Annotated in this window: 14 protein-coding genes; 3 read left to right on the forward strand and 11 right to left on the reverse strand. The window is 70.5% G+C overall.

Translation table 11 applies throughout. The features are described from left to right. The first annotated feature begins 42 nt into the window (after nucleotides 1–42). The gene (locus tag ACPEH0_RS10320) at nucleotides 43–1,239 is read left to right on the forward strand and encodes an AI-2E family transporter (RefSeq protein ID WP_366213985.1); all 1,197 of its coding nucleotides are present in this window, start codon (nucleotides 43–45) and stop codon (nucleotides 1,237–1,239) included. Between the two features lie 3 nt (nucleotides 1,240–1,242). Here the strand turns inward: ACPEH0_RS10320 and ligD are convergent, their stop codons facing one another. The 8 genes from ligD to ACPEH0_RS10360 are packed head-to-tail and all read right to left on the reverse strand — an operon-like array spanning nucleotide 1,243 to nucleotide 10,953. Further along, nucleotides 1,243–2,256 (reverse strand): non-homologous end-joining DNA ligase, encoded by a 1,014-nt coding sequence (gene ligD, locus ACPEH0_RS10325; RefSeq protein WP_366213984.1) that lies wholly within the window; start codon nucleotides 2,254–2,256, stop codon nucleotides 1,243–1,245. Between the two features lie 45 nt (nucleotides 2,257–2,301). Beyond that, a complete protein-coding gene (locus ACPEH0_RS10330) occupies nucleotides 2,302–3,384 on the reverse strand; it encodes an SseB family protein (protein WP_366213983.1) in 1,083 nt (360 codons plus the stop codon). A gap of 39 nt (nucleotides 3,385–3,423) precedes the next feature. Continuing rightward, nucleotides 3,424–5,871: an ATP-dependent helicase gene (locus ACPEH0_RS10335; protein WP_366213982.1), complete on the reverse strand. Its 2,448-nt coding sequence runs from the start codon at nucleotides 5,869–5,871 to the stop codon at nucleotides 3,424–3,426. Between the two features lie 43 nt (nucleotides 5,872–5,914). Next, a complete protein-coding gene (locus ACPEH0_RS10340) occupies nucleotides 5,915–6,334 on the reverse strand; it encodes an ATP-binding protein (protein ID WP_253034967.1) in 420 nt (139 codons plus the stop codon). Further along, nucleotides 6,324–6,656, reverse strand: a complete 333-nt coding sequence (locus ACPEH0_RS10345) for an STAS domain-containing protein (protein WP_217531566.1) — start codon at nucleotides 6,654–6,656, stop codon at nucleotides 6,324–6,326. The genes ACPEH0_RS10340 and ACPEH0_RS10345 overlap by 11 nt, the downstream gene beginning before the upstream one ends. Further along, nucleotides 6,641–8,635: a glycosyltransferase family 2 protein gene (locus tag ACPEH0_RS10350; RefSeq protein ID WP_366213980.1), complete on the reverse strand. Its 1,995-nt coding sequence runs from the start codon at nucleotides 8,633–8,635 to the stop codon at nucleotides 6,641–6,643. The genes ACPEH0_RS10345 and ACPEH0_RS10350 overlap by 16 nt, the downstream gene beginning before the upstream one ends. Beyond that, nucleotides 8,632–9,807 carry a PP2C family protein-serine/threonine phosphatase gene (locus tag ACPEH0_RS10355; RefSeq protein ID WP_366213979.1) on the reverse strand — a complete coding sequence of 392 codons (1,176 nt, stop codon included), beginning with the start codon at nucleotides 9,805–9,807 and terminating at the stop codon, nucleotides 8,632–8,634. The genes ACPEH0_RS10350 and ACPEH0_RS10355 overlap by 4 nt, the downstream gene beginning before the upstream one ends. A gap of 42 nt (nucleotides 9,808–9,849) precedes the next feature. Beyond that, nucleotides 9,850–10,953, reverse strand: a complete 1,104-nt coding sequence (locus ACPEH0_RS10360; RefSeq protein WP_311284413.1) for an FUSC family protein — start codon at nucleotides 10,951–10,953, stop codon at nucleotides 9,850–9,852. Between the two features lie 211 nt (nucleotides 10,954–11,164). Between ACPEH0_RS10360 and ACPEH0_RS10365 the strand changes: the two genes are divergently transcribed. Beyond that, complete coding sequence (locus ACPEH0_RS10365; protein WP_366213978.1) at nucleotides 11,165–12,646, forward strand: serine/threonine-protein kinase; 1,482 nt, start codon at nucleotides 11,165–11,167, stop codon at nucleotides 12,644–12,646. 216 nt (nucleotides 12,647–12,862) lie between these two features. Here the strand turns inward: ACPEH0_RS10365 and ACPEH0_RS10370 are convergent, their stop codons facing one another. Together ACPEH0_RS10370 and ACPEH0_RS10375 are read right to left on the reverse strand one after the other, a co-directional pair. After that, nucleotides 12,863–13,819: an aldo/keto reductase gene (locus tag ACPEH0_RS10370; RefSeq protein ID WP_311284420.1), complete on the reverse strand. Its 957-nt coding sequence runs from the start codon at nucleotides 13,817–13,819 to the stop codon at nucleotides 12,863–12,865. Nucleotides 13,820–13,865: 46 nt separating this feature from the next. Next, nucleotides 13,866–14,495, reverse strand: coding sequence for a DUF1684 domain-containing protein (locus tag ACPEH0_RS10375; protein ID WP_366213977.1), 630 nt, complete (start codon nucleotides 14,493–14,495; stop codon nucleotides 13,866–13,868). Nucleotides 14,496–14,564: 69 nt separating this feature from the next. Between ACPEH0_RS10375 and ACPEH0_RS10380 the strand changes: the two genes are divergently transcribed. Continuing rightward, entirely contained in the window at nucleotides 14,565–14,993 is a 429-nt protein-coding gene (locus ACPEH0_RS10380; RefSeq protein WP_366213976.1) for a hypothetical protein, read from the forward strand. Between the two features lie 61 nt (nucleotides 14,994–15,054). On the opposite strand, the gene ACPEH0_RS10385 is transcribed toward ACPEH0_RS10380, so the two are convergent. Continuing rightward, entirely contained in the window at nucleotides 15,055–18,168 is a 3,114-nt protein-coding gene (locus tag ACPEH0_RS10385) for a S8 family peptidase (RefSeq protein ID WP_366213975.1), read from the reverse strand. Between the last annotated feature and the right edge of the window lie 106 nt (nucleotides 18,169–18,274).

An 18,274-nucleotide genomic window follows, 5' to 3' on the forward strand; every position in this document is an offset into this window, starting at 1 on the left:
CAAGGGCCCTCACCGGAGACAGCCGGTCGATAGGGTCGCTGCATGGGCCTGTTCTTCTCCTCCTCCCGCACGGTGCGACCCGATGAGAACAAGCCATTGCTGGTGACCTCAGCCGGCAAGCCCGGCAGCATGTGGTCCGACGGCTTCGGCACCCTCGCGACCCGGTCGCTGCAGGTGATCATCGTCGGCGTGATCGCGACGGCGCTCATCCTCGGGATGCTGCAGCTCACCGTCGTGGTCATCCCGGTGCTCCTGGCACTGATCATCGCCTCGGCAGCCGCGCCCCTCATGGGGTGGCTGCGACGGCACGGCATCCCCTCGGTGTTCGCGACCATCCTGACGCTGCTCGCGTTCGTCGTCGTGCTCGGAGGAATCGGCTGGCTCGTGGTCGATGCCGTCCGCCACCAGTTCGATGAATTGTCGAGCAAAGCGCAGGACGGATTCCAGAGCGTCCTCGCCTGGGCCGAGACGCTGCCGTTCGACATCGACCAGAAGCAGATTGACGAATGGGTCGGCACGGCCACCGACTTCCTCACGAGCGCGCAGTTCGGCTCCGGTGCTCTCGCCGGCGTCAGCGCGGTCGCCAACTTCCTCACCGGGCTCGTCCTGATGATCGTGACGCTGTTCTTCTTCCTGAAGGACGGCCCGCAGCTCTGGGAGTTCCTCATCCGCCCCTTCCGCGGATCGGACTACGAGCGCGCCGTACGAGTCGGCCACAAGGCCGTGCAGACCTTCGGCGCCTACCTCCGGGGAACGGCGGCCGTTGCGGCGGTGGACGCGGTCGGCATCACGATCGGTCTCCTGGTCCTGCAGATCCCGCTCGCCCTCCCGCTCGGCGCACTCGTGTTCGTCCTCGCGTTCATTCCCATCGTGGGAGCGACGGTCGCCGGGATCCTGGCGGCGCTGGTCGCCCTCGTGACGAACGGCCTCATCGCAGCGATCTGGGTCGTCGTGATCGTCGTGGCGGTGAACCAGCTCGAAGGCAACTTCCTGCAGCCCTTCCTCATGGGACGGTCCATGAAGCTGCACGCCTTCGCGGTGCTCATCGCCCTGACGATCGGCACCGTGCTCGGCGGCATCGTCGGCGCGATCCTCGCCGTGCCGCTCACGGCGGCCGTGTGGGGCATCATCCAGGTGTGGGACGGGCCGAACACGCCCGCCCGGTGGGCACGACGCAAACAACCCATCGAGGAGAAGGCCGACACGGTCACGGCGGGCACGCCCCGGACCGCCGACTGAGCGTCAGTCCTTCTTCGCGCGCGACGGCTGCACCCGCGGCGGCTCGCCCGGCATCTTGGGGAACTCCGGCGGGAACGGCAGCTCGCCCAGGCCCGCCTCGAGATCGCGCTGCCACCACTCGAGCAGCGTGTCGATGCGTCCGGGCGAGTCCTGCAACCCCTCCCAGGGGTCCCCGCTGTCCGCCAGCCTCTCGGGCACGGTCCGCACGGTGAACGCGGTCGGGTCGACGCCGTCGGCGAGCTCATCCCACGTGATCGGGGTCGCGACCGTCGCGCCCGGCAGCGCGCGCGGACTGTAGGCGCCGGCCATCGTGCGGTCGCGGTTGGCCTGGTTGAAGTCGACGAAGATGCGCTCGCCGCGCTCCTCCTTCCACCAGTTCGTCGTGACCCGGTCCGGCATCCGCCGTTCCAGCTCGCGACCGGCGGCGATCACGGCGTGGCGGACGTCGAGGAACTCGTGCGTCGGCTCGATGGGACAGAAGACGTGGAGTCCGCGATTGCCGCTCGTCTTCAGCCAGGGCTCGAGCCCGGCCTCGCGCAGCACCTCGCGCAGCACGGGTGCGACGGCGGCGGCATCCGCGAAATCCGTCCCGGGTTGCGGGTCGAGATCGATGCGCAGTTCGACCGGTTTGTCGGTGTCGGACGCGAGGGAGGCCCACGGGTGGAAGACGACGGTGTTCATCTGCACGGCCCAGACGGCCGCGGCGATCTCTCCGAGTACCACCTGCGGGTGCCGGCGTCCGCTGTTGTAGGTGCACATCACCTGGTCGACGTAGTCCGGAGTCCCCTTCGGCGGGTTCTTCGAGAAGAAGCTGTCGCCGTCGACCGTGTCGGGGAACCGTTCGAGCGACACCGGGCGGTGCCCGTTCGCGCGCAGGAACGGGACCTCGACGGTGAGGAGGTACTCGGCGAGTTCGTGCTTCGTGATCCCCGCCTCGGGGAAGACGACCCGGTTGGGGCTCGAGAGCGAGAGCTCCCTGCCTCCGGGCAACTGCAGGGTGATCCGCTCCGACGCCATGCGCCCCACCCTAGGGGCGGACTCGGGGTCGGGACAGGGGCTTGCTCAGGCCTTGTCGCCGTCGGTGTCGGCAGCGGCGTCGACGGCTTCCGCCGCGTCGGCGATCGTGATGAGCGCGTCCAGCTCGGCGCGCTCGATGCGGATCCACGGGCCGGCGGGGTCGATGAGGAATCCGTCGAGGCCCGATTCGCTCTTGAGCGCGGCGCCCAGCTGGGCGGCCGTGAGCGGCATGGGCTGGTCCTCGCGACGCAGGGTCAGCACCTCGAGCGGGTGCGAGAAGACCTGCAGGTAGCGGCCGCCCTCGGCCGAGCGGGCCTCCGCGACGCCCATCCCCTGACCGTCGGCTCGCGGGCCTGCCGCGATCCAGGCGCCGCGCGCGACGAGCGCGTCGACGACGGCGCGGGCGGTCTCGTCGGTACGCGGGCCGGCGAGGAGATTCTTGATCGTGAACTCGGGGTCGGCCTGGTCGAGGCTGCGCTGGATGAGGCCCGTCGGCAGGACGATGCGGCGGCCGGGGCCGGCGTGGTCGAAGACGATGCCGTCGTACCCGGCGTCGATGACGTTGCGGAGCACACGCTGAGAAGGCTGAGCCAGGATCGACGTGCTCTGGGCCTGGTCACCGAGCCCCGCCTGCAGCGCGGCCGCCCCCGTGTAGGCGAGCAGGAACTTCTTGTCGTTCACGATCGAGATCGCGAGGCGCAGCGGCTCACCGGCAGCGGCCTGGGCGCGAGCGTCGCCGAGGATGCGCAGGTACAGGGTGCCCTGCAGCGCCTGGCGCATGACGGCGAGGATCGCGGCGTTGTCGACCTCTTCGGGGACTTCCTGCAGCACCGTGCTGAGCAGGGTGTTGTCGGGCATCCCGGGACGGCTCTCGCTCGGGGCGGGCGCGGTCTCGGGGGTCTTCGGCAGACGCTCCGGCTCGGGGGCCGGGCGCGGGACGGGCTTGCCGTAGGTCGAGACCGAGATCGGCACGTGGGGCACCGGCTCGGCATCCGCGTCATCGGCCTGTTCGGCCGCGACGGCGGCGTTGACGTCCTGCTGCACCTCGTCGACGTCGGCCTGCGCGTCGACGGGGACCTCGCCCTTCGGGTCGGAGTCCTTCTTCGGGCGGCGGGAGAACAGGGCCATTGCTTCAGGGTACGCGGGATGCGGGTGGCCGGACGTTCCTCACAGCTTGGTGATGGGCGCGACCTTGATCAGCAGCTTCTTCGGACCCGCGGTGTCGAAGCGCACGTGCGCGACGCGCTTCGCGCCTTCGCCGGTGACCATGTCGACCTTGCCCTCGCCGAAATCGTCGTGACGGATGCGGTCGCCCGCCGCCAGCTCCATGTCGCCATTGTCGCGGATCTTCGCCGGGATGCGATTGGCGAACTTCGCGAGCGCGTCGGACTTCTCACGGGGCGGCAGCGGCACGAGGTCGTCGCCGTAGCGGTTGGAGCCGCCGAAGCGGGATCCGCCCGACCGCCCGTTGAGCGCCCGTGACTGCGTCCCGCCGCGCGAGTTCACGTCGCCCGGCGATTGCCGCCAGTCGATGAGCTCGTGCGGGATCTCCTGCAGGAAGCGGCTCGGCATCGCCGCAGACACCTCGCCGAACTGCGCGCGGGTCATCGCCAACGAGAGGTGCAGACGCTTGCGGGCGCGGGTGAGGGCGACGTAGAACAAACGCCGCTCCTCCTGCGGTCCGCCGGGCTCCCCCGCCGAGATGCGGTGCGGGATGAGGTCCTCCTCGACACCGGTGACGAACACGGCGTCGAACTCGAGGCCCTTCGCGGTGTGCATCGTCATGAGCGAGACCGAACCACTGGCGTCGTCGAGGTCGTCGGCATCCGACACCAGCGTCACCTCGGTGAGGAAGTCGAGCAGCGTGCCGTCGGGGTTGTTGCGGGCGAACTCGCGCGTGACCGCGACGAGCTCGTCGAGGTTCTCGACGCGGGCCTCGTCCTGCGGGTCCTTCGACATGCGCAGGGCGTCGTAGTAGCCGGACTTGTTCAGCAGGACGTGGAGCCCCTCGGTCACCGACGTCGACGGCGCGATCTCGCCCGAGCTCGGCAGCATGATTTCGGATGCCTCGGCGAGGACCGCGTCGAGGTCGGCGATCGCCTTCTGCACCTTCGCGCCGACGCCGAGTGCGGAGGAGTTCGCGAGCGCGTCGCGGAAAGTGATCCCCTCGGATGCCGCATAGCGGGCGATCGCGGTCTCGGTGACGTCGCCGATGCCGCGGCGGGGCTTGTTGAGGATGCGGCGCACCGCCATCTCGTCGGCGGGGTTCGCGACCGAGACGAGGTAGGCCAGCGCGTCCTTTATTTCGGCGCGCTCGTAGAACTTCGTGCCGCCCATGATCTTGTACGGGACGGCCGAGCGGATGAAGATCTCCTCGAGCGCACGGGACTGCGAGTTGGTGCGGTAGAACACCGCCATCTGCGCGTAATCGACGCCCTTGCGGTGCAGCGCTTCGATCTCGTCGGCCACGAACTGCGCCTCGTCGTGCTGCGAGTAGCCGGTGAAGCCGATGATCGGGTCGCCGTCGCCGACGTCGGTCCACAGCTTCTTGTCCTTGCGGTCGAAGTTGTGGCCGATGACGGCGTTGGCGGCCGACAGGATGTTCTGCGTCGAGCGGTAGTTCTGCTCGAGGAGCACGACCTTCGCGCCGGGGAAGTCGCGCTCGAACTCGCTGATGTTGCGGATGTCCGCCCCGCGGAAGGCGTAGATCGACTGGTCGGAGTCACCGACGACGGTGAGCGACGCTCCCTCGACCTCAGGGGCCTCGTCGGGCTCGAAGATCATCATGCCGCCGCTGGAGAAGGCGTCACCGGCCTTGCCGACGACGGGCCGGGTCAGCTCGTGGATGAGCGCGTACTGGGCGTGGTTGGTGTCCTGGTACTCGTCGACGAGGATGTGCCGGAACCTCTTGCGGTAGACGTCGGCGACGTGCGGGAACGCGCGGAACAGGTAGACGGTCTGCGCGATCAGGTCGTCGAAGTCGAACGCGTTCGCCTTCTGCAGCGACCGCTGGTAGTCGGCGAAGATGTCGACGAAGACGCGCTCGGCGGGGTCGCTCATGTTCGCCTGGCGCGCGTAGGACTCGGCATCCGCCAACTCGTTCTTGAGCTTGGAGATGCGGCCCTGGACGGCCGCGGGGGTGAAGCCGAACGAGTCGCCCTCGTGCTCTTTCACGAGGCGCTTGATGAGGGCGCGGGAGTCGCCCGCGTCGTAGATCGTGAAGCTCTTCGTGAAGCCGAACTGGTCGGCCTCGCGGCGCAGGATGCGCACGCAGGCGGAGTGGAACGTCGAGATCCACATGCCCTGGGCGCTCTCGCCGACGAGCTGCCGCACGCGCTCGCGCATCTCGCCCGCAGCCTTGTTCGTGAAGGTGATGGCGAGGATCTGGCTGGGGTACGCCTCGCGCGTGCGCAGCAGCGACGCGATGCGCCGAGTCAAAACGCTCGTCTTACCCGAGCCGGCGCCGGCGATGATCAGCAGCGCCGGACCGCGGTGGATGACGGCCTCGCGCTGCGGCGGGTTGAGCCCTGCCAGCAGGTCCTCGTCGGGGCGGGAATCGCCGGCGGGGCGGGACGCTCCGGCGCCGACGATCACGGGCTTGATGGAGTCGCTCATGTCCCCACGAGTCTACGTTCGCCCACCGACATCGAGCCGCGGCTCACGCCGACGGGCGTCGCTCCCTGCGCAGGATCCAGACGTTGCCGTCGTCGGTCTCGTGACGCAGTTCGTCGAGGGCGGCGAGCGCGAGCGCCAGGCCCCGTCCCGATTCGGCATCCGCGCCGGGCATGGTCACCTGATCGAGCCGGATCAGGGCGGGATCGGCGTCGTCGGACATGACGGCGACCAGCTCGGTGTCGTCGGCCGACAGCCGGATCGACACGGTCGGACGCTCGTCACCCGCGGCATGTTCGACGACGTTCGTCGCGACCTCGCTCACGGCGAGGGCGAACAGCATCCGGTCCTCGTCCGTGACACCGGGGGCGTCCCGCCAGATCTGGTCCAGGGCGTCGTGGACCGCATCGACCAGCGCCAGCTCGGCCGGGCCGGTGACCTCTCGGACGACCGGATCACTGCCCATCGAACGCGGCTTCCGCCTTCGGGTATGCCCGAAGGACCCGGTCGAGGTTCGTCAGTGTCAGGACGCGGGCCACGGCTTCGGGGACGTCCGCGATCCGGAGGTCGCCGTCGGCGAGCCGAGCCGCCTTCAGGCCACCGATCAGGGCCCCGATGCCGGAGGAGTCGATGAACTCCGTGCGGGAGAGGTCGACGACGACCCGCGCCGAGCGGGCCGCGATCGCGTCGTCGACGGCGGCCCGGAAGCGGGCCACACCGGGCGCGGTGAGTCGTCCCTCGACCGCGACGACGGCGTACCCGTCGGCGGGTGTCACGGTGATGTCCACGGAGGCTCCTTCTGTTCGATGGATGCGGTGGGTTCCGCCGCAGCGACGGGCGGCTGGAACCCCTGATACCGAGCGGCTTGGATGAGCACGCTGAGGACGACGAGGTCGTATCCGACCCAGACGGTGTTGACGAGGGTGCCGGTACCGTCGGCGGTGCCCGCGATGACGCGGCCGATCCCCACGATGGTCGCGATGGCGAGCAGGACCATCGCCGTCAGTTGCGGCCAGATCTCGCGCCAGGGCGGTCCGCCGGCCGCGCGACCGTCCTTGCGCGTCACGACGAAATCGAGGGACTTCCCGAGCACCACATTCGCGAACGCCGTGACGCACGCGGCGATCCACACGGGGAACAACGCGAGCGAGTACTGCTGACCGCGCCACGTCTTGATCCCCTTGGCGACGACCACGAAGAGGATCTGGTTGACGATGAAGTACGGCAGGAACCGGGCGAAGAAGTCGACGGACCACGCGGTCACCGGCAGGACGCCGAGGAGCAGGTAGATGATCGGGGCGGCGAGGTAGATGACCGCGGCGAACCCGCTGAGGTAGCTCCACATCGTGCCGAAATACATGAGCCGCTGCCCGACCGAGAGACCCTTCTTGCGCAGTGGGTTGTCGCGCAGCAGGACCTGCATGGTGCCCTGCGCCCACCGCAGCCGCTGCTTCAGCATCGTGCGCAGGTCTTCAGGGGCGAGACCGTGGGCGAGGATCTCGTGGTGGTAGACGCTCTTCCAGCCGAGCGCGTGCAGCTGCATCGCCGTGGCCATGTCCTCGGTCACCGAGATGGTCGCGAGGGGTTGGATGGGCTGCGCCTCGCCGGGGCGATCGACGCGCACGGCTTCGACGAGGGCGTCGACGGCGGCGATCGTGGCAAGGGGCGACATCTCCCGCACCGACAGCGACTCGAGGGCGCTCTCGTCCACGACGAACGCGTCGAGCTCGGCATCGCGCTGAACCGCGAGCGCCGCGAGTTCGGCGACGTCCGCGCGGATGGCCGCCATGTCGGCGTCGACGAGGCGCCGCGATGCTGCCTGCACCTCCGCGTGGACGGCTGCGGTCACCTCCGCGATCGGACCGCCGAGGGCCAGCTCCGCCCGGGCCCGCTGCACCGCCTCGCCGAGCCGCCGGACCTCAGCGGTGATCTCCGGCGTCAGGGAGCGATCGGATGCCGCGCGTCGCAGCATCCGCTGGGACGCCTTCAGCGCAGTGACGACCGAGTCCTCGAGGTCGCGCACGTACCCGACGATGCCGAGCTGCATGAGCGCGTCGCGACGGAGGATCGCGTTGGACCCGCAGAAGAAGGCTGCGTTCCAGCCGTCCTTGCCCTGCTGGATCGGACCGTAGAACAGCGGCGCCTGACTCCCGAGGGGGTCCGCCTCGGCGACGTTGACGAACCACTGCGGCGTCTGCACGAGCGCGACCTGCGGGTCGTCGGCGAAGTAGCCGAGCGTGTTCTCGAGGATGAGCGGGTCGGGCACCTGGTCGGCATCCAGGATCAACAGGAACTCGCCGTCGGTCTGCAGGAGGGCGTTGTTCAGATTGCCGGCTTTGGCGTGGCGCGGTTTGTCCGCCCAGTCGGCCGACCGGGTGAGATAGCCGATGCCGGCCTCGCGGGCTGCCTGCGCCAGATCGTCTCGCGCGCCGTCGTCGAGGATCCAGGTGTGGTGCGGGTAGGTGATGCGCTTCGCTGCGAGGGCTGTCGCCATCACCATCTCGATCGGCTCGTTATAGGTCGTGATGAAGACGTCGACCGTCCCCTGCGGTGGCGACGTGGGACGGGGACGCTCCTTCGCCCGCCACATCGTCGCCGCGAACAGGATCGTGTCGACGAGGCTGTACGTCTCCGCGACCACCAGCGGCACGGCGATCCACCAGGCGTCCCAGTTGACCGACGCGAGCCATCGCCAGAGCACGTAGTTGAGCCCCAGGAGCACCGACAGCAGTGCCAGCACGCGGATGGCGAGGAAACGCCCGCTCATGCGTCCCGCCGGACGACCATGAGGGTGACGTCGTCGGGGGCCTTCCGCTCGCGTGCGAGCGCGATACCCTCGGCGACCGCACCCGCCGGACCCCACTGGCGGAGTGCGCGCAGCACCTGACCGAAGGGGTCGTCGACGTCGAGGATGTCGAGGACGCCGTCGCTGCAGCACAGCAGGGCGTCGCCCGGCTCCAACCGCAGGCGCGCGGACGTGCGGGCATCCTCGATCCCCATCCCGAGCGGCAGACCGGTCGAACGCACGGGATGCCACGTGTCATCGGCCCGGACCACGAACGAGAGGGAGTGCCCGGCGTCGACGAGCTCGACGTCGCCCGTCGCGCCATCGACGTCGGCGACGACGGCGGTGACGAACATGTGCAGATCGGCGAGGTCGTCCGAGACCTGGCGATCGAGGTCTTCGACGGCGGCGATCAACGGACGATCACGGGCGGTGCGCAGCGAGGCGCGCACACCTGCGGCGATGAGTCCGGCGCCGATCCCCTTGCCCATCACGTCGGCGAGGGTCAGCCGCAGCCGTCCCTCGTGCAGGTACCAGTCGTAGAGATCGCCCATGACGGAGCCGGAGGCGATCGCGTCGGCGGCGAGAGTGAAGCCGGCCACCTCGGGCGCACGCTTCGGCAGGAGCGCGCGCTGCACTTCGCCGGCACGGTCGAACTCGTGCTCCCGCGCGATCTCCGACTGCACCCAGAGCGCCATCTCGCGCAGGAGCTCGCGCTGGGGTTCCGTGAGCGTCCGGGGTTTCGTGTCCAGGATGCAGAGGGTGCCGATGTGTTCGCCGCCCGGCGCCTCGAGGGGCTGGCCCGCGTAGAAGCGCAGGTGCGGATCGCCGACGACGAAGGGATTGCTTCGGAACTGCCCGTCGGATGCCGCGTCCTCGACGACGAGCATCGATCCCCGCTCGACCGTCGCGCCGCAGAAGGAGCCCTCGCGCGGGGCCTCGCGTTCCCCATCGAACCCCTGCTCGGAGAGTCGCCACTGCCGGTCGTCGTCCAGCAGCGTGACGCTCACCATCGGCACACCGAAGATCTCGCGGGCGAGCCGTGTGACGCGGTCGACACGCTCGTCCGTCGGGTGATCGAGGATGTCGAGCTGCTCGAGCGCGCGCTGCCTCGCCGCTTCGCGCGCCGCCGCATCCACGTCCACCGTCGTCATCCCCCCACTCTCATATGAGTCTCCCGTGCGTCGCAACCTGGGTCAGGGCAGGGCGTCCGAGACCCGTCTCGAGATGTCGGTCATCCGTCCCAGCGTCGCCGCCAGCCAGAGCCCCGGTTGGTCGTGCGTGTCGGTGGCCTCGTCGGGGGCGGGCAGCGACGCGCCGTAGGTGTCGATGTCGCGCCACGCGGCATCCGTCCGCGCCCCCGTCTCGGCGTCCCCCGGCGGCGTCGCGAGCAGGTCCGCGACGGACCTCATCGCCGTGGCGAGCGCCTGCGGATCACCGTGCCGCTCGTCGAGCCGTTCGTGCTGCGCCAGGACGTCGAGCAGGTCGCGGGCGAGATACGTCGCGCGCTCGAGACCCCACCACCGCTGCGCGTTCTCGTCGTGCACACCGCCGACACCGCGGGCGCGGATGTTGGCGCGCTCGGACCGGGACGCCTCGTCGACGTCGGCGGACACCGCGATCGACAGTTCGGCGAGCGCCTCGCCGTCCTCGCGCAGCACCCCGGCGTCGGGCCGCCCCTGGGCCACGGAGTCCGCCGCACGGTCGAGCGCGGTGGCGACGGCGGCGCGCAGCTCGGACAACCGGTCGCGCGCCGACTGCAGGTACAGCGGCGGCACGAGCACGTAGTTCGCGACGACCCCCACGAGCACCCCGAAGGCCATCGTGGCGAGGTACGAGGACGAGAAGCCGTCGGGATCGTTCTTGCTGAGCAGGAGGACGAAGAGCCCGGCCAGCGCCACCCAGTCCCGGCCGACACCGAGGGCACGGATGCCGCCAACCGCCACGCCGACCAGCACCACCGCACCGACGGCGACGATCCCCGGAGCGCCCGAGGCGACGATCGCGAGGCCTCCGAACCCGACCGCGATGCCGCAGGCCAGGCCGACGAGCGACTGGACGCCCGCGCGGGCGGAGTCCGCCACGGTCGGGTACATGCTGACGAGCACACCGAGGGGCGCGTAGTAGGAGTAGTCCGCGTCGGCGAACGGGACGAGGGGCGCGAAGAACCACGCCACCGCAGCAGCGACGGCGGTCTTCAGCGCGAGGATCAGTCGTCGCGGCGTGAACACGTCGCCTCCGGCCCGACGCACGCCGAGCGCGACCTGCGCCGCGGTGCGTCGAGGAAGCGAAGGGGCCATGCTGGAACCGTAGCCGCGCACACGCCACCCCCGCGGCCCCCTTGCGTCCACGGCGGCGGCGTCGTAGCCGTCGGCGTGCGGTGCATGCACTGATCGAGCCCGGAGTCAAGCCGCCAGACCTGAATCCGTAGAGGTCATACCGTCGGGATGTCGCGCCGCAGGCGACGTACCGACGGGCCCGCCGCAGCCCGGAACACCCGCAGGAGTGGCCGTGACCGAACTGCCCGCCGAACCGATCACCTCGGGGATGCTCGATGGGCGCTACGTCCTCGGGCGCTGCGTCGGTCAGGGCGGCATGGCGCGGGTGTACCGCGCTGAAGACGTGGTCCTGGGTCGCACCGTTGCGATCAAGATCATGCGCACCGAGGCGGAGCATCCCGCGATCCCGCCGCGTGCGCGCACCGAGATGTCCCTGCTCGCGTCCCTGAACCACCCGTCACTCGTCACGCTCTTCGACGCGAAGGTCGTCCCGGGTCAGCCCGAGTACCTCGTGATGGAGTTCGTCGAGGGCACGTCGCTTGCCGTCGCGCTGCAGGACGGCCCCCTGGATGCCTCCGAGACCGCCGGCATCGCCGCGGAACTCGCGTCGGGTCTCGACACGGTCCACCGTGCGGGCATCGTCCACCGCGACGTCAAGCCGTCGAACGTGCTGCTCGCCGCCTCGACGGCGCCGGGGCGCAGATTCTGGCCGAAGCTCGCCGACTTCGGTGTCGCCTACCTCGCCGACAGCACACGACACACGAGCCCCGGCACGGTCATCGGAACGGCCGCCTACCTCGCCCCCGAGCAGGTCCGCGGCGAACCCGCCGGTCCCCCCGCCGACGTCTACGCTCTCGGTCTGCTGCTGCTCGAGACGATCACGGGCGACCGGGCCTTCCCCGAGGCATCCGGGATCGGTCGTGTCATGGCTCGCCTCGTCGAGACCCCCGAGATCCCGGTGTGGCTCGGCCCCGAATGGTCGGAGCTGATCGCGTCGATGATCGCGCGCGAGCCCGCCGACAGGCCGACCGCGGCGCAGGTGGCCTGCCGCGCCCGCTCACTCCCGCGCGACGTCGTCCGCCCGGCGCGGCCCGCCACCGTCACCCTCGACGAGGACACGCAGGCGTTCGACGCGATGGCTGCGGCACCCGCGGTCGTCGGCGCGGCGTCCGCGCCGACCGCCCTGCAGGATCACGTCCCCCGCACCCGCCGCGCCTCGCGACCGGCACGTCGCACGCGGCGGATGCGCGTCTGGCTCCTCACCGGGGCGGCGACCGCCTTCGTCGCCGTCCACATCCTCGTCGGCGCTCTCTGGGCCGGCGGCGCGCCGGGTGAGGCGCCCGCGCCCGAGCAGACGCTGACCGAGCCGACGACACCGGCCCCCGCCGAGCTCGTCGCGGACGACGACAGCGACTCCGCCGTCGTCACGGTCGATCAGCCCGACGACCAGGCGTCGACGACGGATACCCCGACCGGGCCGGTCGCGCCCGCACAGCCCGCATCGGGAGTTGCTCCCGCGAACACTCAAGACGCCGGTGACGAACCGAGCCAGCGGGCGCAGGACAGGGCGAACGAGAAGGCGAAGGAACGCGCCGCGGACAAGGCCGCCGTCCACGGGAAGAACCCGAAGGTCGGCAAGGGTCAGGAGAACGCGAAGGTCAAGGACAAGAACGGCAAGAACGACGACGCCAAAGGCAAGGGCGCGAAAGGATGAACCGCGTCACACGGAGACACCGGACGTCATCCCGGGTCATGACCCGGCCCGAGGTCGGAGCCTCGGGTTAGCGTGAGGTCATCGCGACGGTCCGGGTGGTCCCGGGCACCGGGTCATACCGGATGTGCAGCGGGTTCGACTCCCGCCGTCGCGTCGGAGGTCTGATCGATCGAAGCGCGAGGTCGACCGACCTGGGCCTCGACCGGACAGCCTCTGTCAGTTCCCCTTCGTCAGATCCGGAGCGAGTCCTTCGGCGTCGAGTTCGACCCACAATTCATCGGGAATGTCCGTCGTGCGCCGGTCGATGCTGCTCTCGACGTGCGCCGCAGTACGCATCCCGATCACCGCGGAGACGACCGCCGGATGCCGAAGGGAATACTGCACGGCGGCAGACGGGAGGTCGACGCCGTGCGAGCGGCAGATCGCGGCGAGCCGGCGAGCGCGGGCGAGCATTTCGCTCGACGCCGGCGCGTAGTCGAAGTGGGCGTCGGGGCTGATCTCCGTCGAGCTGAGCAGCCCCGAGTTGTAGACCCCGGCGGCCACGACGGCCACCCCTCGTCGGGCCGCAAGCGGCATCAGATCCGTCGATCCCGTCTGGTCCAGGAGCGTCAGCCGACCCGCGAGCATCACGACGTCGAGGTCGTGCGCCTCGATGAACCGAGCCGGCATCGCCGACTGATTCATCCCGGCGCCGACGGCACGGATCACACCCTGTGCGCGCAGATCGAGGAGGGCAGGCAGCGCCTCGCGTGTCGCCTGCTCCTCGTGGTCGTCGGGATCGTGGAGGTAGACGATGTCGATCCGGTCCGTGCCCAGACGGGTCAGGCTGTCCTCGATGGACCGCTTCACGCCGTCCGCCGAGAAATCCCACTCCCGGCGGACGGATGCCGGAACGACGAATCCCTCGCCGTCCTGAAGGTCGGCGGTGTCGGGACTGTCGACGAGCAGGCGACCGACCTTGGTGGAGATGATGATCTCCTCGCGCGGGGTCCCCGCCAGCGCCCGCCCCAAGCGACGTTCGGACAGACCCAGGCCGTAATGCGGGGCCGTGTCGAAGTAGGTGATGCCGGCGGCACGCGCGGCGTGGACCGCAGAGGTCGATTCGTCGTCCGTCGTCGCGCGATGGAGGTTCCCCAGCTGCGCGGCCCCGAATCCGACCTCGGTGACGGGCACGTTGCCCCGGATCGAGCGTCACGAGACAGCCGGCGCCCGGAGATGCTCAGGACGCGGCGTACCGCTCGCCGACCGGGACCTCCCGGGCGAGCACATTGCCCGGCTGCGCGAGCGGGCACGCCCAGGCCGGGTCGTACGCGCACGACGGGTTGTAGGCGAAGTTCAGGTCGAGCACGATCGTGCCGACCGCGGCATCCGTCCCGAGGTCCGCACCCTTGATCGTGTCGATCAGATAGCGTCCGCCGCCGTACGTCCCCCCGGCGACGCTGGCGAGGCCGTCACGAAGCGGGATGAAGACCCCGCCGCCGTAGGTCGTCAACCGCCAGACGTCGAGACTGCCGACCTCCGGCAGGTCGACGACTGCGATGCGTTCGAACGGGACGACGCCGTCGGTGCCGGTCGGGAACTCGAATCCGCCGGGTTCCGCCTCGCGCAGCGGGACCTCGAACCGCCAGGCCGGGTCGTACGGCGCGACGGGCAGCCCCGCGAAGCCGTCGCGGTCCTCGGGGAGGAGGGGGCTGGCGGGATGCCGCGCGAACAGGTCGTCGCGCTCCGCCCGCCACCGGTCGTGCGCACGTCGCGGATCGCCGGCCGCCCGCACCTCCGCGTACAGGGCGAAGACGCGACGACGCCAGTCGGCGACCTCGAGGGCGGTACGTGCCGGAGCGCTGATCATGGCTTCAGGCTATGCGGCCGGCACTGTCTCCGGGCCGGATCCCGGCGTAACCTCGCCGGGAGGAGAATCATGCCCGCACCACGCGCCGCCCTCGCCGCAGCGATCCTGCTGTCGGCGCTCACCCTGGCCGCCTGCGCGACGGAAGGAACCTCGATGCCCTCCCCCGGCGACACGAGCGACACCAGCCCCTCCGCACGACCGCCGTTCCGGACGGCGAGCCCCGCCCCGCTCGGCCCGACCGGGTCGCCGGCCGACCTCCCGCCGGCGAAGTGGGAGGCGATCGTCGCCGATCTCGCCGCGCGCGGAGTGGGCGGCGAGCCCGTCCTCGTGTCGGCGGAGCGGGTCGAGTTCTCGGACGGCTCGCTCGGGTGCCCCTCCCCCGGCATGTCCTACACGCAGGCGATCGTCGACGGATATCGCGTCGTCGTGCGGGCGGACGGCCGCACGTTCGACTACCGCTTCGGGTCGGGTGACGAGCCCCGCCTCTGCGAGCGCTGACGACGGATGCCGAAAGGGGCGGCGCGTCCGCTGACGCACCGCCCCTCTCGTGAATCCGGCCTTACTTCACCGGGACGAGCAGCGCCTCGTCCGCGCCCGACTCGTTGTCGACGACGACCACCATCGCGCCGAGCGGCTTCTGCGCCGCGTAGGCGGAGGCGTCCGTGCGGACGGTCACCGAGGCCCGGCCGCCCTTCGGCACGACCTCGTACTGCCCGTTGGTGATCGCGGGATCGCCCGGGTGGTACGTCGCCGTCGCCGCGAACGCGTCGCTGCCATCGGTCGTGAGGCTGAACGACTGCACGGTGTAGTCGAACGGCCCGGTGATCTTCAGGTCGGTGAGGTTCACCGGCAGCAGGATCGTGCTGCTGTCGGTCGGCGCCTGCGCGAGGAATCCGCTCGGGGTGAGCGCACCCGTCTTCACGTTCTGCACGAACACCTCGGCGACACCGTCGACCGAACCGCTGCGCACGGCCCCGGAGTCGTACGAGAACACGACCCAGTCGGGCGTGCCGTCACGGTTCGTGTCGATGACGACGTCGAACTCGTTGCTCGCGGCGTTCGACCACCGCGAGTACGTGTTCACGGCGAAGACGGCCAGCTGGTCACCGCTCGCGGTCGCGAACGACTGCACACCCGCGGCGCGCAGGTCATAACCCGTGTCGGAGATCGCCTTCGGGGCATCCTTCTTGTCCGTCAGACCCCAGGTGTAGACGTCCGCTGCCGCATCCAGCGCACCCTTGCGGTTGCGCAGGTCGAGGACGTGGTCGGCGTCGGCCACCCGGCCGCGCGAGCTGAGCGAGCCCTTCACCGTCACGTCGCTGTTCGACCGCGGGACGAGCAGGTAGGGCACGCGCAGGGTCGACCCCGGCGCGGTGAACACGACATCACCCGAGATCTCGGCGAACGAGAACTGGTCGTCCGCGCTCAGCGAGCCCGGCACCGAGGACGCCGGAGCGGACACCGTCACCCGGACGCTCTCCGTGCGACCCGGCTTCACCGTCACCTTCTTGGTGCTCGTCGTGACCTTGGCCTTCACCGACTGGGGCGAGGCCTGCGTCGAGACCGTGAAGGTCACGCTCTTCTTGCCGTCGTTGCGGACGGTGACCTTCTTCGTCCCACCGAGCGTCGAACTCGACTCGTCGAAGCCGAAGCTCAACGCCGCCTCGCGCACACGACCGCTGTCCGTGCGGAAGCTGTCGCCCGTGGCGGTCACCGTCGTCCGCACCGCCTGCGCGGTGTCGACGAGGCCGACGCCGCCGCGGGTCGGGTTGATCCGCGCGACGCCGTCCGGGTCGGCGGTCGAGACGATCGCCGCCGAGATCCGCTCGGTGTCCCACGTCGGGTGCGCCTGCACCGTCAGCGCGGCGACGCCGGCGACGTGCGGGGCGGCCATCGAGGTGCCCGAGAGCACCGACGCGTCGCCGCCCGTGCCGACGGCGACCGACGAGATCGAGACGCCCGGCGCCGCGACGTCGGGGCTGATCGAGCTGTCGCCGCTGCGCGGACCGGACGAGCTGAACGAGGCGTAATCGCGGAACACGGGGTTCGCGATCTGCGCTGCCTGGACGGTCACGACCGCCCCCGAGGTGAAGGCCGCACCGTCGGACGAGCGGACGCCGAAGAACGGGATCGTGACCTCGTACGGTGTGCCGTCGTCGGGGTTCTCCGTGATGACGCCCTCGTACGGGGGCAGGTCGTTCGTGGAGTTCACCATGACGACCGCCTCGGCTCCGGCCTGCTGCCCGAAGATCGGCTTGGCCGCGCGGGCGCACGTGCCGCGTTCGACGACGGCGATCTGGCCGCCGCCCTGTGTGATCCCGGCACGGGTGTAGTCGGATGCCGCGCACCCGAGCGCCTCGTTGGCGGCGGTCGCGGGGTCGTCGGTCAGTCGCACGACCGTCAGCTGCCCGACGTCGTCGAGCGCGGCACCGTTCGCGTTGATCGCCTGGACCTTCTTGCCGCCGACCGTGAGGGTGGCGCCGGGGAAGGATGCCGTGCTGTCGACGGCCGACACCGCGATGACGCCGTCACCGCTGCCCGGCGAACCGGTGAGGTACGGGCTCGGTCCGGAGTTGCCGGCCGACGCCACGACGACCACGCCCGCGCCGGCCGCGTTCGCGGCGGCGACGGCGCTCGGGTCGTCGCCGCGGCCGAAGGACGAGCCGAGCGACATGTTGATGACGTCCATGCCGTTGTCGACGGCCCAGTCGATGGCCTGGATGGTGACGTCGGTCGAGCCGTCGCAGCCGAACACACGGACGGCGTACAGGTCGACCTCGGGCGCGACACCCGGTCCGACCCGGAAGTCGACGGACGGCGTCGTCTCGTCGTACGGACCGGTGTAGGTCTTGCCGTCGGTGGTGACGCCCGATCCGCCGGTCGTGCCGGCGACGTGGGAGCCGTGGCCCTCGCAGTCGAGGGGGTTGTTGTCGGGCCTCGGGATCAGGGCGTCGCCGGTGCCGCCGGCGTCGTAGTCGTCACCGACGAGGTCGATGCCGCCCTTGACGCGCGGGGCGCTCGGCCCGAAGAGCTTCGGGTCGGCGGGCGCATCCGAGGCGGCCGCCGCCTTCTCGTAGGCCTCGACCGTGCCCGGGCCGCCGAAGCCGGCGTGGGTGTAGTCGATGCCGGTGTCGATGATCGCGACCTTGACGTCCTCACCGGTGTACCCGGTGCTCTGCCAGACCGAGGGGACACCGAGGAACGGCACGGAGACGGCGTTGTCGAGTTCGTGCGTCACCACGGGGTGGACCGCGACGACACCGGGGAGCGCGGCGACGTCGTCGAGCTCGGCGGCGGGCACGGTGGCCTGGATGCCGTTGTAGGCGGACTGCATCTGCGCGCGGATCTTGCCGCCGCGCTGGGTGATGTCGCCGCGGATGGCGTCCTGCGCGGCCTTCAGGTCCTTCTTCACGTCGGTCCGCTCGGTCTTGCTCAGCGAGCGGCCTTCCTCGGCCTCGACGACGGCGACGGGCTCGCCCTCCATCTCGATGACGACCGACACCTGCCGATCGGGGTCGATCGCGGCCGCCAAGATGTCGCTGTCGAGGGCGCCGGTCGACGTGCTGCGGTCGAACCGCGCGGTGGGGTCGTCGTCCGGTGTCGCGGCGAGGGCCGCGGTGGTGGGCAGTGAGAGCGCGAGGACGCCCGCAACCGCCAGGATGCGTCGGTGCAAGGGGGGGACCGCCTTTCCTTCTGGGAAGAGCGCTCGGCTGGCTTGGGCGGGATCCGATCGGATGCCGCGGCCGAGGCTGATAGGAGGCTATGCATCCCCTGACCGT

Origin of the sequence: Microbacterium sp. NPDC079356 (assembly GCF_049545465.1) — a bacterium.
Lineage (GTDB): Bacteria > Actinomycetota > Actinomycetes > Actinomycetales > Microbacteriaceae > Microbacterium > Microbacterium gawkjiense.

Bases quoted from the DNA above. Each gene is read 5' to 3' on its own strand.
- ligD (WP_366213984.1), bottom strand. From the start codon at position 2,256: ATGGCGTCGGAGCGGATCACCCTGCAGTTGCCCGGAGGCAGGGAGCTC.
- ACPEH0_RS10350 (WP_366213980.1), bottom strand. From the start codon at position 8,635: ATGAGCGGGCGTTTCCTCGCCATCCGCGTGCTGGCACTGCTGTCGGTG.
- ACPEH0_RS10335 (WP_366213982.1), bottom strand. From the start codon at position 5,871: ATGAGCGACTCCATCAAGCCCGTGATCGTCGGCGCCGGAGCGTCCCGC.
- ACPEH0_RS10330 (WP_366213983.1), bottom strand. From the start codon at position 3,384: ATGGCCCTGTTCTCCCGCCGCCCGAAGAAGGACTCCGACCCGAAGGGC.
- ACPEH0_RS10380 (WP_366213976.1), top strand. From the start codon at position 14,565: ATGCCCGCACCACGCGCCGCCCTCGCCGCAGCGATCCTGCTGTCGGCG.
- ACPEH0_RS10355 (WP_366213979.1), bottom strand. From the start codon at position 9,807: ATGACGACGGTGGACGTGGATGCGGCGGCGCGCGAAGCGGCGAGGCAG.
- ACPEH0_RS10360 (WP_311284413.1), bottom strand. From the start codon at position 10,953: ATGGCCCCTTCGCTTCCTCGACGCACCGCGGCGCAGGTCGCGCTCGGC.
- ACPEH0_RS10375 (WP_366213977.1), bottom strand. From the start codon at position 14,495: ATGATCAGCGCTCCGGCACGTACCGCCCTCGAGGTCGCCGACTGGCGT.
- ACPEH0_RS10320 (WP_366213985.1), top strand. From the start codon at position 43: ATGGGCCTGTTCTTCTCCTCCTCCCGCACGGTGCGACCCGATGAGAAC.
- ACPEH0_RS10340 (WP_253034967.1), bottom strand. From the start codon at position 6,334: ATGGGCAGTGATCCGGTCGTCCGAGAGGTCACCGGCCCGGCCGAGCTG.